This window comes from Candidatus Magnetobacterium casense, from assembly GCF_000714715.1.
GTDB classification, from domain to species: Bacteria; Nitrospirota; Thermodesulfovibrionia; order Thermodesulfovibrionales; family Magnetobacteriaceae; genus Magnetobacterium; species Magnetobacterium casense.
The window spans coordinates 192,559-210,665 of record NZ_JMFO01000001.1 but is presented as its reverse complement, the minus strand read 5'-3'; the positions used below and the strand labels follow the sequence as shown (position 1 = coordinate 210,665).

Annotated in this window: 12 protein-coding genes; 2 read left to right on the top strand and 10 right to left on the bottom strand. The window is 48.7% G+C overall.

The window, feature by feature from the left end; translation table 11 throughout:
• Positions 1-350: 350 nt before the first annotated feature.
• From Mcas_RS00915 to Mcas_RS00890, 6 genes are all read right to left on the bottom strand, one after another.
• Positions 351-836 carry a MamS/MamX family magnetosome protein gene (locus Mcas_RS00915; RefSeq protein WP_040333433.1) on the bottom strand — a complete coding sequence of 162 codons (486 nt, stop codon included), beginning with the start codon at positions 834-836 and terminating at the stop codon, positions 351-353.
• 108 nt (positions 837-944) lie between these two features.
• Positions 945-3,479 (bottom strand): DnaJ domain-containing protein, encoded by a 2,535-nt coding sequence (locus Mcas_RS17275; RefSeq protein WP_081853495.1) that lies wholly within the window; start codon positions 3,477-3,479, stop codon positions 945-947.
• A gap of 97 nt (positions 3,480-3,576) precedes the next feature.
• A complete protein-coding gene (locus tag Mcas_RS00905; protein WP_040333432.1) occupies positions 3,577-5,277 on the bottom strand; it encodes an ABC1 kinase family protein in 1,701 nt (566 codons plus the stop codon).
• A gap of 6 nt (positions 5,278-5,283) precedes the next feature.
• Complete coding sequence (locus tag Mcas_RS00900; protein WP_040333431.1) at positions 5,284-5,619, bottom strand: phasin family protein; 336 nt, start codon at positions 5,617-5,619, stop codon at positions 5,284-5,286.
• Positions 5,620-8,265, bottom strand: a complete 2,646-nt coding sequence (alaS, locus tag Mcas_RS00895) for an alanine--tRNA ligase (protein ID WP_040333429.1) — start codon at positions 8,263-8,265, stop codon at positions 5,620-5,622.
• Complete coding sequence (locus tag Mcas_RS00890) at positions 8,262-8,642, bottom strand: hypothetical protein (protein ID WP_040333427.1); 381 nt, start codon at positions 8,640-8,642, stop codon at positions 8,262-8,264. Before Mcas_RS00890 ends, alaS begins: the two co-directional genes overlap by 4 nt.
• 216 nt (positions 8,643-8,858) lie before the next feature.
• On the opposite strand from Mcas_RS00890, the gene Mcas_RS00885 reads away from it, so the two are divergent.
• Positions 8,859-10,022 (top strand): type III PLP-dependent enzyme, encoded by a 1,164-nt coding sequence (locus Mcas_RS00885; protein ID WP_235203261.1) that lies wholly within the window; start codon positions 8,859-8,861, stop codon positions 10,020-10,022.
• Between the two features lie 15 nt (positions 10,023-10,037).
• Here the strand turns inward: Mcas_RS00885 and Mcas_RS00880 are convergent, their stop codons facing one another.
• The 4 genes from Mcas_RS00880 to Mcas_RS00865 form a co-directional block, all read right to left on the bottom strand.
• Positions 10,038-11,153 (bottom strand): hypothetical protein, encoded by a 1,116-nt coding sequence (locus tag Mcas_RS00880; protein WP_040333425.1) that lies wholly within the window; start codon positions 11,151-11,153, stop codon positions 10,038-10,040.
• 63 nt (positions 11,154-11,216) lie between these two features.
• Positions 11,217-12,527 (bottom strand): glycerate kinase type-2 family protein, encoded by a 1,311-nt coding sequence (locus tag Mcas_RS00875; RefSeq protein ID WP_052566651.1) that lies wholly within the window; start codon positions 12,525-12,527, stop codon positions 11,217-11,219.
• A gap of 101 nt (positions 12,528-12,628) precedes the next feature.
• On the bottom strand, positions 12,629-15,133 hold the full coding sequence (locus Mcas_RS00870) for a hypothetical protein (RefSeq protein WP_040333423.1): 2,505 nt from the start codon (positions 15,131-15,133) through the stop codon (positions 12,629-12,631).
• Positions 15,134-15,205: 72 nt separating this feature from the next.
• Positions 15,206-15,424, bottom strand: coding sequence for a hypothetical protein (locus tag Mcas_RS00865; protein WP_040333421.1), 219 nt, complete (start codon positions 15,422-15,424; stop codon positions 15,206-15,208).
• Positions 15,425-15,763: 339 nt separating this feature from the next.
• On the opposite strand from Mcas_RS00865, the gene Mcas_RS15965 reads away from it, so the two are divergent.
• Positions 15,764-17,995, top strand: a complete 2,232-nt coding sequence (locus Mcas_RS15965; RefSeq protein WP_052566650.1) for an EAL domain-containing protein — start codon at positions 15,764-15,766, stop codon at positions 17,993-17,995.
• Positions 17,996-18,107: the final 112 nt, after the last annotated feature.

Genomic DNA, 18,107 nt, shown 5'->3' with positions numbered 1-18,107 from the left:
ACATATCTGTGTGAAAAAATCGTGAATGTTGCAGGAATTTTTTCTGACGGGATTCATGTTGCCGATACGTTGACGGTTGAAACTTTTTCAGCGGATTGAAAACAACTACCTGTAAGCCTGCCCTCTTGTCTCAATGGTTTTTATGCGCACAGTTTTAATAATAACGGAGCATAAATGTTTAGAACATTAGGGTTAAGAATAGATGGGGTCAAGGGGACTTCTTTTCGGCTAGGGCGCCTCGCTCCTCCCCTTGCGGGGGAGGTCTGAGGAGGCGGAGGGGGTGAGGCACTCCTGCTGTAAACCGCCCTCCTTCTTTTCTTCTGTTGTTATAGCTACTTATACTCTTCTGCTTATCTTCTTCTGCCGCCCATGCCGCCGGTGCCTGCCCAGTTGGGGATACCGTTATCGTTTCTGAGACTTAACACGGCGTCGCCCTTTTTGATTTCGGCAGCGATTATCGCCGGCTCATTGTTAAACGTTACCTTTGAACCTTTTACCTCAATGTTGTCGCCGACCTGGAGCTTTACTGCCTGTTTTTCGACATACCCTGCCGGTCCGACATGCACCGCCACGCTGCCCTCTTGTGTCTTGAGGCGGAGATGTAACCCGTAGGACATGCCCTTTAACGGAGTAAACTGCTCGACCGCTTCCACAACGCCTGAAACGGTCTCTACCGTCTGAGGGTTATACATCCTCTGATATTGCCCCTGGCCCTGACCCGTACAACCCCAGCCACTGTAGTTACCTCTGCCGCACCTGGGTTGGGCATGTGCACTAACCACTATGGCCGTTGCAGAAAACACCACCAGTACCCAAATTACTGCAAATCGTTTCATCTGAGTCTCCTCCTTAGTAATTTTTATGGATCACGGTTGCCTATGGCCCCGCTTAATTTTAGTGTACCACCTTGTCGGAAAAATGTCCAGCTAAATTTTTATATTTACCTACGTTTCAAGCATCTTCCTGTCATCCGGTCTGGTCGTTGACTCTCTGACCTCGAGTCTGCCGTCTCTCCAGAAGCCCCTTATCACGGTGCCATCGGACCTGGTCATTGTACCATAGCCATCTTTCTTGCCGTCTTTCCATTGCCCGGCATACGATGAGCCATCGGGGAAGGTCAGCGAACCCTCACCATCTTTTTTGCCGTCTCTCCACTGGCCTGTGTACTTTCTGCCATCAGGCATGGTCAACGTCCCATCGCCGTCTTTCTTGCCGTCTTTCCATTGCCCGACGTACTTCTCACCATTGACAAAGGTCAACGTCCCCTGCCCCTCGCGCTTATTATCCACCCACTGCCCCTCGTAGGTTGCATCCGTGTAGGTATAAATGCCCTGACCGTCTTTCTTGCCATCCTTCCACTGCCCCACATACGATGAGCCATCTGGGTAGGTGTAAGTGCCCTGGCCATCCTTCTTGCCATCCTTCCACTGTCCGGCGTATGAGGAGCCGTCATTGTACGTGTACGTGCCCAGGCCATCCCTGTTGTTGTCCTTCCAATCGCCCACGTACTTTTCTCCATTTATGTACGTATAGGTGCCGTAGCCTTCCTTCCTGTCCTCTACCCATTCACCGGCATACGTCTCACCGTTGGGGTATGTGTAGGTACCCTGACCGTCTCTCTTGTCATCCCTCCAGTCGCCGACATATTTTTCACCGTTTACGTAGGTCTGGGTGCCCTGACCCTCTTTTCTGTCGTTTAACCACTCACCGGCATAGGTTTCGCCATCGGGGTAGGTCAACGTACCCTGCCCCTCCTTTTTGCCATCGACCCATTCGCCGGAGTACTTTTCACCATCGGGATAGACCAGCGTACCCTGGCCCTCTTTCTTGTCGTCTCTCCAGTCGCCGACGTACTTCTCACCATCAGGAAAGGTCAGGGTGCCGTTGCCATTGGTCAAGCCATCCACCCACTGACCCACGTACGTGGCACCATCAATAAATGTATATGTACCTTGTCCGTTAGCCAGGCCATCTCTCCACAGACCAACGTACTTGTCCCCGTTAGAATATATATAAGTGCCTTGGCCCTCTTTCTTGCCGTCCTTCCACTCGCCCACATACGTGGAACCATCAACATAGGTATAGGTTCCCTGTCCGCTGAACAACCCATCCCTCAACTCCCCTGCATATGTCTCACCATTGGGGAACGTATAGGCCCCTTGTCCGTAGGCCAGGCCATCCCTGAGATTACCCACATAGGTCGTACCATCGGCATAGGAATGAGTACCATAGCCATTAGCCAAGCCATCCTTCAACTCACCGGCATAAGTCTCCCCATTAGGGAACGTATAAACACCATGTCCACTTGGTTTGTCGTCTCTCCACTCGCCCTCATAGCTCCTGCCATCGGCAAAGTTCACAGAGCCTTGACCACGCTTCTTGCCATCCCTCCACTGGCCCACATACGTAGAACCGTCGTGGTCCGTATGGGTTCCCTGTCCGTTGTACTTACCGTGGCGCCATTGACCTACATACGTATCTGGAATTGCCAGCGCCCCTTGAGTGCCTGAATCCTCCTCAACACCAGTAGCGCTGTCTGTATCGGTGTCCTCTTCCCCGACAACGGAGTCGTTCTCACTTGCGGCATCCTCTTCTTGTTGTGCGGCAGCAGCGGCTTCCTCTTGTGCGGTGGCAATGGCCTCGTCTTCCACAACGATAGAGTCTTCCTCCTGAACGGCGACAGGCTCCTCTTCCTCCTGAACGGCGACAGGCTCCTCGTCCTCCTGTACGGCGACAACGCCCTCGTCTTCCTGCACGGCGACAACGCCCTCGTCTTCCTGGATGACGTCCTCTTGCTGTACGACATAATCAACCTGCGTGCTGGCAATGTCTTCTGCCTGCGTGTTGACATCCGCTTGCTGTGTCTCAGGCTCGTCTTCCAAGATGGCGGCTACCTCATCAAGTACAGTAGTGTGTGCCTCCTCATCCAGGACGACATCATTTGTGCTTATGTCCTCTTCGTATATGGATTCGACCTGTTTCAGTATGTCTGAATCATCTCCATCATAGTCGGCGTCTTCCGGTTGTCCGACAGGGGCCTCGTTCTCTATGGTGGTCAGCTCTTCTATGTCAGGGAGTTCCTCTATGGCGGCAAGCTCCTCCAGCATACTGGTGGCTGCCTCAAGTTTGCTTATACCCGCCTGCAGTATGCTATATCTCTGCTGCTGTGCGTTGTCTTCTTCTTCTGTTTGTTCCGTTTCTGTTTGTTCCGTTTCTGTTTGTTCCGTAGTTTGGGCGGCGGGTTCATCAGCCCTCTGAGTCTTTATAAAATCTATGACCTTCTTGTATGCGTTATTGATCTCTATGGTTTTTTCCTTCACGCCTTTTTGGAATATAGGGTTTTCCTTGAACAGATCAGGATGCCATATACTGAGCATATCTTTAAATGCCTGAGTTACTTCTTCCTCGGTGGCGTCTATACCAACACCAAGGATTTCATAATATTTATAGATGTCGTCTATATTACTAATATCATCCATTGCACACCCTCTACCTTCATGATCAAGATTTAACCAATTATAAGAATTATAATATAAATTAAGTATAACTTAAAGGAAAAAAAATTTCAACTTCCCGTCAGAGGCGGCCTGAGCGTAGGATGGAGATAATCAGCCAGATGCCGAGGAAGAATGCGATCATAAAACCTAGGGTGCCTATGGCCGGGATGTCAAATATCTTGGCTCCCACGCCCGATACGGTCAGGATCGACGAACTCATGATGATCGAGGCTATGACGATGCTAAAAGAGAGACGGTTAGTGGAGCGGTCAAGGTCCCTGATCAGACGGTCAATGCCCACAATGGATATCTTTGTGGTAAACTCGTTGTTTATAAGACGCCTCAGAAGCACCCGCATCTTCTTTGGGGTGTCAATGATCGAGTCGGCGACTTCGGTGAAGTTGCGCTGGAACTTGTCCATGACACGCTTGGGGCCATACTTCTTCCTCAGCAGCGTGGAGGTGTAGGGGGTTGCGTGCGAAATGAAATTGAACTCCGGGTCAAGGTCGCGCACTATGCTGTCTATGATGAGCATACACTTGTCAATCAAGAGCATAGAGGACGGTATCCTGAGCTTGTGCTTAATCGACAGGCGTGTTATTGTGTCGAGGTACTGTGCGAAGTTGATATCGGCCAGGGCGGAGTCGTACAAGGGCAGGAGTAACTCCATGAGGTCGGCCATGAACTCATGCTTGAACCTGTCAAGGTCAATCTCCTCCGTAACCATGCCAAGGGCGATGAACTGGTCAATCATGGAATCAAAGTCCTTGTTGATCAGCGCCAGGAGGATGGCGGCTATGCTCTCCATAACATCCGGGGTGATCCAGCCAACCATGCCAAAGTCCACTATGGCCACCCTGCCATCGGACAGGACAAAGAGATTGCCCGGATGGGGGTCGGCGTGAAAGAAGCCGTCATCGAGGATCATCTTAAAGTAGGCATTGACGAGCTTGACCGATATGTCGTGCCTGTCCAGTCCGGCTGCGTCCATGGCGCCGAGATCGCTCATCCGTATGCCCTCGATCCGCTCCATCACAATCACCCTGTCGGAGATGTACTTGTCGTAGGTGTTGGGTATCTTTATCGCATAGGAGTGCTTGAAGTTAGCCGCAAAACGTGCGATGTTTCTGACCTCTTCAGTGAAGTTCAACTCCTTCCTGATGGTCTTTGCAAACTCCTCCACTATGCCCAGCGGATTAAAGATGTCGGCATCGGGGAGGTACTTTATCATCAGCGTAGACAAGAATTTCATGATACTGATGTCGGTCTCAATGATCTCCTTGATCCCCGGACGTTGCACCTTGACCACCACCCTGGTGCCATCCCTGAGTGTGGCGTTGTGCACCTGCGATACCGATGCAGCGGCTATGGGCTGCTCATCAATGGAGTCAAAGATGTCACCTATTGGCACCTTGAGGTCGGTTTCGATTATCCGGCGCACATCGGTAAAGTCAAAGGGTGGGACCTCGTCCTGGAGTTTTTCAAACTCATCGGCATACTTTTCGGTTATGAGGTCGGGGCGTGAGGAGAGTATCTGCGCCAACTTAATAAACGACGGCCCCAGTTCGGCAAATGCACGTCTCAGACGCTCGGCCACCGTTGTCTCGATAAGTTCGCCCTCGGTCAGGAGCTTGAGACGTTTGCGAAACGGGATCAGTCGGCTGAGATTGAGCATCTCTACGACCTGCCCAAACCCGTGCTTGATAAACACATTTAAAATCTGGCTGATCCGGTTTATGTTCTTGTAGGTGCGGCGGATCCTGAGCAGTTCAGAGAGCATCTATGTCTATACGTCTTTGGTATCTTTTGCGGTAAGGCGTTGTATTATGTCTTCGAGTTCGCCGACCCTCGCTGTGAGGAAGTTCACTTTTTTGGCAAGGGCATCGACGTCTTCTTTAGTTGGCAGGCTCATCCTCTCTAGGGTCTTGTGCACCACGTCAACCAAATTTAAGGATATATCCGTGCCGGTTTGATTGATCTTGTCGGTCCACTCTTTGACCAACTTCACCCCCTGTGCCTCACTGAGCTGCCCCCTTTGCACCAGCTTGTCTACCAGCTCCATTACCATCTCCTGTGCGCCAAGTGCTGCAAACATGGCATTTTTTAACGAATTCAGTATCACTTACGTAGCCTCCTTTTTTATTGCGTCATATATCTTGGTTAAGGCATCATTGACCTTTTCGTTTTGCCTGGTACCACCCTGGGCCATATCCTTCTTGCCCCCGCCCCTGCCATCGGCTGCCGATAAAACGACCTTTAACAACCTGCCGGCGTCAAATCTGGCGGTCAGGTCCTTTGCCACCATGCAGAGGAAGTTCGTTTGATCATCGAGGGTCGAAGCCACCAGTATAATGGCACTGCCCAGTTTTCCTTTAAGGAAATCGGCAAAATCCCGTAGTTCTTTTTGATTAAAGCCGTCCTTTCTGACTACAAGCGTCTTGACTCCGTCGATCTCAACGATCCCGCTGAGGTACGTTGACGTTTCGTTGGCCATTGCCTTGTGTTTTAGTTGATCCAGTTCTTTTTCAAGTTCCCTGGCATGTTGCGACAGGATTACAGCCTTATCCAGGGGATTGTCCGTCTTGAGGGTCTGTGCAATGGCATGTAGCTGTTGGGTGTTTTTTCTTATATGAGTCAATGCCTGTTTTCCTGTCAGCGCCTCGATCCTGCGCACGCCCGATGCAATGCTGGCCTCGGAGACGATGACAAACGGCCCGATTTCGCCACTGGCTGTGCAGTGGGTGCCGCCACAAAGCTCCTTGCTGAAGTCACCCATCTCAACAACGCGTACCATGTCACCGTACTTCTCATCAAAGAGCGCCGTTGCCCCATAGGATATCGCATCCTTGAGGTCCATCAGGTGTGTGTTAATTCCGATGTTGTCCATGACCTTTTCGTTGACCATGTCCTCGATGGCGTCCTTGTCGGCGGCGCTGAGTTGGTAGAAGTGTGTGAAGTCAAACCTCAGGCGCGTTGGAGATACCAGAGAGCCTGCCTGCTTGACGTGTTCCCCCAGGAGGTTTCTCAGGGCGGCGTGGAGCAGGTGAGTGGCGCTGTGGTTTTTCATCGTGGCGAGTCTGTCCTGTTCGTTGAGGCGACAGACAACCCTGTCAGCGAGGCGTATCTGCCCACGCTTAACCACCACCTTGTGGATGATGAGGTTGTTCGGGGTCTTTTTGGTATCCGTTACCTCGATGAGGGCGTCATCTGTTGTGATAATCCCGGTGTCACCGGCCTGTCCGCCGGACTCGCCATAGAAGGGGGTCTTGTCAAGGATGGCCTCGCCCTGCTGTCCTACAAGGAGGGCATCGACGTTTTCGGACTCCCGCAACAGACAACGCACCTCGGCCTCCGATTCCAGAAGCTCATAGCCGAGGAAGCAGGTCTCACCGTTTATCTTTGCAACGCTGTTGTACAGGGACGTCATCAGTGCCGACAGTCCGTGACCCTCCTCGGTCCAGGAGGCCTTCCCGCGGGTCTTTTGTCTTTCCATCTCCTGCGCAAAGCCTGCCTCATCGACGGTCATGCCGTTTTCCCGGGCGATTTCCACACTCAACTCCAGGGGGAATCCGTAGGTGTCGTACAGGCGAAAGACCTCACCACCTGGGAGAACGTCCTGATTTGATGTCCGCAGGGAATTGATCAGGTCGTCTATGATTTCGGAACCCTTTTGGAGGGTTCTGAAGAAGCGTTCTTCTTCGCTCTTGAGGATATCTTGCGAACGGCTACTGTTTATAGTAATTTCTGAGTAGACCTCGCCCATTGCCTCGATTACGGCTGGCACAAGGCTGTAGAGGAATGCCCTGTCCATCCCCAGAACCCTTGTATGTCTGCTGGCGCGGCGGATTATCCGTCTGAGGACATAGCCGCGGCCATCGTTGGCGGGCAGGAGGCCTTCGCTCAACAGAAAGGTCAGGCAACGGATATGGTCTGCCACCACGCGTATGGAGGAGTCATGTCGTTTGTTGTTACCGTAGGGGATGCCAGTGCCAGTGCTGATAGCCCCGATGATTGGGGCAAAGATATCGGTATCAAAGTTGGAGGACTTTTGTTGCATCACCGCCGCTATGCGTTCAAGGCCCATGCCGGTATCGATGCTTGGCCTTGGCAGCGGAGTGAGGGTGCCGTTGGAGTCCTTTTCGTACTGCATAAAAACGAGGTTCCATAGTTCGAGGTATCGGTCGCAGTCACAGCCCACGTTGCAATTGGGTTTGCCACACCCCATATGGGCGCCCTGGTCGATGATGATTTCCGAACATGGACCGCAGGGGCCAGTGTCGCCCATCTGCCAGAAGTTGTCCTTTGCCCCCAGGCGTCTGATCCGCTCCGGTGCGATGGACGTGTGTTGCACCCACAGGTCGGCAGCCTCGTCGTCGTCCTCGTAGACGGAGGCGTAGAGCTTATCTATAGGAAGCTTAAACCACTGCGTGAGGAGTTCCCAGGCATAGACAATGGCATCGCGCTTAAAATAGTCCCCGAAGGAGAAGTTGCCAAGCATCTCAAATAGCGTATGGTGTCTTGCCGTGAAACCGACGTTTTCAATATCGCTCTGTTTTCCCCCTGCCCTCATGCACTTCTGGCAGGAGACGGCCTTTGTGTAGGGGGGCGTGTCTGCGCCGAGAAAATAGTTCTTAAACTGCACCATCCCGGCGTTGGTAAACAGCAATGTTGGGTCGCCCTTTGGCAGCAGGGCGGCGCTCTTTACGAGTTCATGCTCCCTGCTTTGGAAGTATTGCAGAAAACTGTCTCTTATTTCTTTAGATTTCATCTTCTCTTTAGATTTTGGTCATTGCTTGTGATTTCCATTAGTTTGTTATCTACAAACACGAGGTTTGTCGTAATAACCCCTCCCCACTTCTTATAAATCCATTGTACGCGCTCCTTGCCATCGTATGTTGGCGGCAGCACCAATATGTCGGTAGGAGAGCCGATGGCAAATCTGACCTCCTCCGGCGCCATGAAAAAGGCTATCTCACCGTTTCTGATATGTTCCCTGGCCTTAGGGCTGAACCCGCTTATTTCGTCCTCGGTATACCGAATCTCCCTCGTACACGAAAGAAGCAGTATCACCTGGAGCACGAGCAGCAACACCCCTTGACCCCTTCCTTTGCCTGGTTCATGGTATGTATCTATAGCTTCAATCATCTTCGTCTTCCTTATACTGTTTTATTGCCTGTGTAATTGTATTGTTATAAGAACCTTTACCGTGTTTAGTTTAACGTAAATGGGATATTTTTTACAATGGTCCCAATTGCCTCATCTAAAATCTATACGAAACAACACGCTACGGTAAAACGTGCTGATGTTGCATAAAAATTTTATACACCCCATAGAGCCTTAATTTGTTATAATAATGACGCAGTGGTAAAGACATTTAAGATAGAGCCGTCTGTTGCAAGGATAGTTGACAAGTCAACCTTATTGAAGGTCTTTAACTACATAGACTCCGGGGTGGTCAAGACGCCCTGTCTTGTAGTCAATGGCGAGCGGGTTGTCAGAAATCTTGGTCTGCTTGGCAGCAGGGTAAGAAACAGCAGGGTGTTTTATGCCGTTAAGGCCAATCCTGCAGTTGAGGTTTTGAGGCTGATAGATGGCTTAGGCGGTGGATTCGAGATATCCTCTGATGGCGAGTTGCGGGTGTTGGCGCAGTTGGGGGTCAGCCCGGAGCGGATCATATCGTCCAATCCTGTCAAGACCGTGGCGTTTATCAGGCAGGCGGCAGATTACGGCATAAGGCACTATGCCTTTGACTCCGGCACGGAGGTTGACAAGCTGGCACGTTACTGTGGCGGATGCAGCGTGTACGTTCGGCTCTCCATTCCCAATGAGGGTAGCGAGTGGCCGTTGAGCAAGAAGTTTGGGGTCGAAATAGACGATGCCTTGCGGTTGTTGCTGTATGCCAAAAGCCGTGGATTGGAACCATGCGGCATTACCTTTCATGTTGGCTCACAGTGTAACAACATCTACAACTGGAACATAGCCCTCGATAAGGCGCGTCTGTTGTATACACGGGCACAGGAGGCCGGCATGTCCCTGTCGCTGCTCAACATTGGCGGCGGCTATCCGGTGAAGTACACCAGGGACGCACTGGCCATTGACACCATCGAAAGACACATCGACGTCCTTATCAGGGAGCGGTTTGCCGATGATGTGGCGGTTTTTATCGAACCTGGCAGAGTGGTTGTCGGGGATGCGGGCGTTATCGTGGCCAGTGTCACGGGAAAGGCGGACAGGCTTGACGGCAAGTGGCTCTATATTGACGTGGGGGTCTTTAACGGTCTGATGGAGAGCGTTGGCGGGATCAGGTACACGTATGTAGTTGAGACAACGCCCGGTACCGGCACCATAAAAGACTGGATTCTGGCCGGACCAAGCTGTGACAGCTTTGACGTGATCGACAGAAACGTCTCACTGGCTGAACCACAGGTGGGCGACCTTGTGCTCATACTCTCCGCCGGGGCGTATACTACGTCCTATGCCTCGGAATTTAACGGTTGTACCATACCGGATACCGTCATCGTGTAAGTGAGTGTAATATCTTCATATTGGTCTTTCGTATATCCTGTATGTCTTGTAGAGCCTCCCCTCAACCAGCTCAATGATCTTCTTGATCGGTTCGTTGTCCTCCAGTATCCATGAGAACTCAGACAGTTTGTAGCCACCCTCCCATGCCCTGCGGAATATCTCCCTGGTCATCAGTGCATCAACGCCCTTGAATCTGTACTGCGGCTTGACACCAAAGAGCATCAGCCGTACACCCGTGATCTTTCTGGAGTAATATAGCGCCGACAGCAGTGTTATTGGGGTTAGTTTGCCGTGCATCTTTCTGAGGACGAAGTTAAAGTCAGGAAATAGCCCCAGCAATCCAATGACCTCCTCCCCTGCCTGAGCGATAAGCACCAGGTCCGGGACCACTATTTGTTTTAACTTGCCGCTCATAAAATCAAACTCGGCATCGTCAAAGGGGATAAATCCCCAGTTATCTGCCCATGAACTGTTATAGATATCCTTAAAGCGTAACAGTTCGTTTTTATAATCCTTCATGTTGATAGACCTGACGGTGATACCGCGTTTTTGAGCGATGTCGGCAACACGGTTGACCTTCTGAGGGGGACCGTCGGGGGGGACCTCCTTGGCATAGGCGTAGAGGTCCTTGACCTTTAACATCCCGCACCCCTCCATGAGCGTCTTGTAGTAGGGTGGATTGTGGGGCGTCATGAGCATAGGTGGGGTATCAAAGCCGTCGATCAAAAAGCCGCACTCCTCATTTGTTGAGAAGTTCATAGGCCCGCGCATTATCCCAAGACCGCTACCCCTTAGCTCCTCCTGCACAACGTCAAGGAGCCCAGTGGCCACGGCGGTATCATCCACGGATTCATAGAACCCGAAGAAGCCAACACCATCGTTGTGTCTCTCCAGGTGGCGGCGATTCACTATCGACACCACACGACCCGCTATTTCCTTGCCGCTGTAGAGCAGGAAAAACCTGACCTTGCTGAATCTGAAAAACGGGTTCTTTTTTGAAAACTCCACCTGCAAGTCCCGTGTCAACTGCGGAGAGTAATACGGGTCGTCTTTATACAGCCTCAGGGGGAATCTGATAAATTGCAGCATCTCACCCCGGCTCCTGGCCTCTTTTATCGTCAGCATAGCCATGTTATGTCTCCTTATAATATTATGAATCTCGTGCAAATCTCCTGCACGGAGGGCTTTTTTTTGTTATATGTCAGGTAGTTGCTTGATTAACTGTATATCCATAACGTTGGTCTGTGTCGGGCCGGTTACAAACAGGTCTCCGAGTCGGTGGAAGAAGTTGTAGGAGTCGTTGTTGTTGAGGTATTGTAGGGGGTCCAAGCCCATGTTTTTTGCCCTTATGGTGGTATAACCATCGACGAAGGCCCCTGCGGCACTGTCCACACAATCGGTGCCATCGGTGCCGGCTGACAGGAGTGTGACGCCATCAAGCCCCTCGATCTCAATAGCAAATGCCAGTGCCAGTTCCATGTTTCTGCCGCCGGTGCCGTTGCCCCTGACGGTAACCGTGGTCTCACCGCCGCTGATCAGACACAGGGGGCTGGTGGTGGGACGTTGCTGTTGTCTGAGCTGCGAGGCCAGCCACCGGGCAACGGTACGTGCCTCTCCGGTGAGCGAATCGGTCAGTATCCGTGCGTCATTACCCATGATGGTTGCCCTTGTGTGTGCGGCGTTGAGGGCCTTGAGGTTGTTGGCAACGATGATGTTTTCAACGCCCCTGAGTACCGCATCGCCGTCTTTGGGGGTATCGGGATGCAGGCCGCTCTGTCCCTCCAGCAGGTGGTTCACAACGGATGCCGGCAGTTGGTGTGTGAGTTCGTATCTCCTGAACACGTCCAAGGCGTCTGCAAACGTGGTTGTATCTGCGGCAGTTGGGCCGGAGGCTATAACGTCCAGCGGGTCGCCCACACAGTCGGAGATAATCAGCGACACAATCCTGGCAGGATAGGCCATCATCGCAAACTGTCCGCCCTTAACGAGGGAGAGGTGTTTTCTGACTGCGTTAAGCTCCGCTATATTGGCCCCGGCATTTAGGAGCAGCCTGGTAGTCGTTTGCTTGTCCTGGAGGGTTACGCCATCGGGAGGGCAGACAAAGAGCGCCGATCCGCCCCCTGACAGCAAACACAGCAACAGTGTCTGTTTATCCAGTCCGCGTGCAAGACCAAGTAGGTATCGTGTTGCCTCCAGGCCGTGTTTGTCGGGGGTGGGATGGGCTGCTTCAAAGACCCTTATCTTGCCAAGAGGGTGGATGTCAACGTGACCATACTTGGTGATCGCCACACCGCCTGCCAGGATGTCAGCGAGTGTATCTTCAATGGCCCTGGCCATCCCGTATGCCGACTTGCCGATGGCCGCCACGTACAACCTCCTGAAGCCTCCTGCGTAAAACATGCGGCGCAAGTAGTCGGCGTGCCCAACCACCGTCCCATACGGAGATACAGCCTCCACCGCAGCAGCGTACAGCTCCCTCAGCAGATTGACGCTATCCCGTTGCACGTCGGAGACCCTTCCTCATGTTGTACCGCAATATCTCATTGTTTACGTTGCCCGTACCTGCTATTGTAAACTATCCTGAGGGAATAGACCTTTCCTACCGACTACTTACCTAACCACTCGAACAACTTACATGCTATTATGGCGACTCCGATGTCGTATGTCAGTTTTAGTAATTTATCTGCTAATTCTTCTAACTGCACTCTTTTGGTACTATCTTGATTAATGAGCGATGACATCACTTCATCCTCATTTGACAGAGAAGTATATAGAACTTCAGTATCTGTTTGATAGAGTATTTTTAGAATTTCAGCAATTATTAATTCATTTGAGTCCTGATTTCTTAACAGACTTAAGATTTTATCTTTATCCTTTATGTTCTTTGTCTTCACTTTTTCATAGTGAGAGTTGACAAATGATAAAATGGTAGCAACATTAGTGCTAAATGATAATTCTTCTATTTTATTGTCATATTTATGTTTAAGCAATTTAATGATTACAAGATGAGGATATTCTATGTTTTTAACCACTATTCCGTTCAACAGCTCTGTTATCTCTATCTGGTGGGATAGAGTAATTCTATCAGAAACATATTTTTCCAATTCGTATGCTTTTTCAATGTCATTATACCATTTAAATGTCTGATCGTAGAATGATTTTGATTCTCTATAGCGTTTCAATATTTCATTCTTAAGAAAATCTTCATCATAACGTGGCTTTTTAAAATGAGACAAATAGTCTTTTAAGTATACATTATCTTCTTCTATTCCTTGTATAACACGAGAATGTCTATTTTGATATTCTATTGTTCCCATAAGTCGTAATCCATGCTCTATAACAGAGTATTTATCGCAGCACTGTTTGGATAAAAGATCACCTATATATGGTATAAAAGAGTACATGAATAATTCAAGTTTTTTTAAGAATCCACATTTTAGGGCAAAAAGATCACACCATATTTCTTCCACAGTTTGTGTATATTTTATTTCACTATCCTTAGTGATATCTTTAGCTTTATCGTTTTTAGTCATATCTCTTATGAATATATTGTTTTTCAGTAAAAACAAATGTCCTATTTCATGAAAGACACCAAAATATCTATCAACATGAAATACTGCGTTTACAGGAATACTTAATGTATCATAAAAATGAGAATAAACATTATCTCTTCCAATAGAAACAAAACCTACCCAATTCCTAATTCCAATGCCTTCTATAATATCAACACACAGGGTAGTAATTGCCTTTATAAGCATCTGTTTGCCACCTTTAAAAGGCGAAAAATCCTCACCTGCTTCTTGTAATAAATATCCGGCTAGTCTTTGATTGCAAGCTGATTTTATCAGATCGGGCATTTCTTCTAAGTATTTTAAGTTTTGAGTAGCTTCCTCATCAAGAGATTCAGGTTCGATTGCCTTGTCCTTCATCTTTTTGACATACTTAACAAGGTCTTCGACAGAATCATATAACATATCGTTTTGCAAATATTGGTTGAAAGTATAGATAGTGCTGACAATCGTTTCTTGGGTAGGATGACCCAGTTTGGCTATTTCATTTACGTCATTTTGTGAGAGTTCTACAATAACTTTATTTGGAATGATCTTTTTATTATCGTCAGATGATTCGTTTGTAGGATGTGGTATTCTATGCACTTTTTTCAGCCGAATATATGTTCCAAATATTAACTCTTTGCTTTCTTCACGAAACTGTAAAATACTCAATAAAAAATTGTTCCAGGTACTTTCTTTTATGTCTACAATAAAATCATGTACACCAAACGCTACAATGTTATCATTATCGCCTATATATATATCATTAGATAACAGAACCTTATGTAGACGTCTACAGAGTAGCTCTATTTCCATCGGATTACATGAAACATAAAACGATGGGAAAAAACCGTCTTCTTGTTTAATCTTCTCGTTCAGGTTTTCATAAAGCAATGTTTTGATTCGCTCTATATCGAGTGACTTTTTCCCATTATCATTTTTCTGCAAAAAAAGTAGTTTACCATTTACACCTAACATAGAAAATGACTTGATGGTACACATACACGCATGGGTATTAGAAATAAAGGTATCTCTTATGAACGTTGAATAAATGGTATTAAATGTTGCCGCTGGGTAGATAAGAACATATTCGCCCCATCCAAAACTACCGAAACTATACAAATCTTTTTGTTTGTTGATTTTTTGTAGATACTCGGTTTCAGCACCAATACGCCCTTTATTTTTTAAAATAGCCGGATCAAACTTGACTATACTTATAGATATCAGTGGAAATTTGCTACATCGGTAATAAAACTCTTCAGGTTTATACTCATTATAGGAATAACATAAGATTTCAGTACTGTAGGTTATACCTTCTATTGTTCCCGAGTACATCACGTCATGGTCTAAATTCTCCCTCTCAATAATAAAGCATAAATCATACTCACCAAATATTTTATATCCACACCAATTTTTTATACCGATATTCTGATATACGTTTAAAAAATTGGCATATTCATTGTATACGTTTGTTTCATATCCGGTAATTGTTTTTAACAATATAATTCGCAGGGCTGTATTTCCAACTCCCCCACTAACATACGTCTCAATATTTTCCACAATATACCCCCTAAGACAAACAAAAGACATAAAACAACAAAGCGATGTTTCATTGTTTTATGTCTATCTATGCTATCGTTCTACATTCCCCAAGAAAAGCTCGGCATTTTGCACAAACCTATTTAACCCTTCAACAAGCTCGTCCACCGGCATTCCCTTGTCTCTTACCAGACACCCTACTATGCTATCAGGTCTTCTGTTGCCAATGTAGTAATGTTCAATCTCGAGTCTGCGCTCACTAAACTGCTCTGTACTACGAAAATCACCGTCTTTCTCATCGATATCCATCATTGCCTCCCTTCTTTATAGGCAAAATCGCCAGTTTGGATTTTGCGATAGCCCTTCCCATTGTATCAATTTTTAACTTTACACCAACATTACAGTTTAAGTCTAACACAATCTTATCATCAAAATCAAATGTCAAGATATTTTTTCATCAGATGTTTTTATCGTTTATACGGTATGTTCTTAAATTATACACTGAAATGACACGGTGGAGTCACCCCTTTCTTTTCTCTTAATGGTCAGATGAGATTGCCCTGGATAAAATGTTGTCAATGAACTTTGCTTATCGGAAATATGCTATACTAAAGTCACGGGTACACTAAAAGACTAAGGACTGACTTAAAAATGGAACAGACTGATTTACTTGGCGATATACTCAGTTCATCGATAGACATTTCAATAGTGGCGACTGATTTGCAGTTTGTCATAACCTACTGTAACCGGGTGGGGGAGCACCTCTTTGGGTGTAAGGCAGGTGAGCTGATTGGCAAGTCGGTCATAGACATCCATAACAGCCGGGGGGTGGACATGGCGTGGTTTGATGCCGGGATAAAGGCCGTCAGAACCACGGGGAGCTTCATGTATGCCTACAAGCAGGTACGAGGCAAGAACATCCGCTATATCGAGTCGAAGGTATCGGCCCTCCACAATGGCAACGGAAGCCAGGTGGGATACGCCCTGACGTCCAGGGATGTGACGGACAACAGGATCGTGGAACTTGCCCTGCGCCGTCACATAGAGATAGACAGGTTCAAGGCCGAAATATCAACCCGGTTCATAAAAGTTGCAGCCGATGCCCTCTTTGACGAAATCAATGCAACCATTGGCATGATTGGCAGGTTTCTGTCGGTGGACAGGGGGTACGTGTTTATCAGCGAAATGGCTGATGTGGCCGTGGCAACCTACGTGCATGAATGGACTGCCCATGGTGTCAAGCCGTGCCTTGGGCTGGTGAAAAGGATGACACGGCGGCGGTTTCCGTGGCTTATGGGGATGGTCAAAAAGGGGGATTTTTTTGCGTTAAGCTCGATGCCGCAGGTGTCTTCGCAGACCGAGCAACAGGCGCTAATGCTTATGGGCATTAAGTCAACGGTCGTAGTGCCGATGGCCTGTGGCGGCAAGGTGGCAGGATTTTTGTGGTTTGCTACAACCACCGATGAAAGAGCATGGAGCGAAGAAGACATCATGCTCATAAAGATGGCAGGCGACATATTTATCAACGCCATTGTCAGAAACGAAACACAACAACGCCTGCAACAATTGGCACACTTTGACGTGCTGACCAACATCCCCAACCGCATGTTGTTTAACGACCGTCTGACTCAGGCCATGGAGCAGGCCCTACGCAGCGGCAAGAAGCTGGCCGTGTTGTTTTTGGACCTTGACAGGTTTAAGACGATAAACGACACCCTGGGCCACGACGTGGGAGACCTGCTGCTCCAGGAGACGGCAGTCCGCCTGGGACGCTGTATCCGTCGCTCCGACACGGTGGCCCGTATGGGAGGGGATGAGTTTGCGATCATCATCAACAACGTAAGCAACAGCGTAGCCGTTACAAATGTGGCAAAGAAGATAATCCGGGCGCTGTCTGAACCGTTTTATCTCAATGACCATGAGTGCTCTGTCGGAGTCAGCATCGGTATCAGTATCTTCCCAACCGATTCAGATAACACGGCAACCCTGCTTAAGTACGCCGATATAGCAATGTATCAGGTCAAGACCCATGGCAAAAACGATTACCGGTTCTATTGCCCCAGCATGAATGAAAAGGCCATAAGACGTCTTGGCATAGAGAACCTCCTGCGCAAGGCACTTGACAGAGACGGTCTTGACGTGCTGTATCAACCCCACGTTGACATATACTCGGGACAGATTAAGGGCATGGAGGGGATTTTACGGTGGCACACGCCTGAGATGGGTGACATATCCCCATCGGAGTTTATAGCAGTGGCCGAAGAGGCAGCCCTTACAGTACCCCTGGGCAGTTGGATGCTCAGAAAGGTCTGCAGGCAGAACAGACTGTGGATGGCAGAGGGTTTCAATCACATCCGGATGGCCGTCAAGCTCCTGGGCAGTCAGTTCAAACACAGACAGATACTGGAGATTATCACGAAGACCATTAAGGACAGCGCCGTTGAACCTGCCAACCTGGAAATTGAACTGACCGAAGATACACTGATGTGGGACCTCGATGAGTCGATCAAGGTGCTCTGGAGGCTTAAGGATGAAGGGTTTAATATAACCATTGACGACTTTGGAACCGGACACTCCTCCCTGTGTTACCTCAAGCGCTTCCCTATAGATGCCCTTAAAATGGATAAGACGCTGGTACAGAGAATCGTCACTGACGCCGATTATTCAGCCATTGCGCGGGCCATAGTTGCCTTTGCCCATACACTCAACCTCCGGGTCATAGCCGAGGGAGTGGAGACCCTGGACCAACTGGAGTTCCTGCGCACCATCAGGTGTAACGAAGTACAGGGGCCAATATTCAGTCCCCCCGTTCAACCGGATGTTATCACCCAAATGCTTGAAGAAGAGATGCACTTTAGCGTCCGTAACCAAAAAAGACTGTAAATTAAGGATATGGATAAAAGTTTTTATATAAAACTTAGAGTTGAGCATTATGGGGTCAAGGGGACTTCTTTGTGCCCGGGGCGGCTCGCCCCTCCCCTTGCGGGGGGTTCTG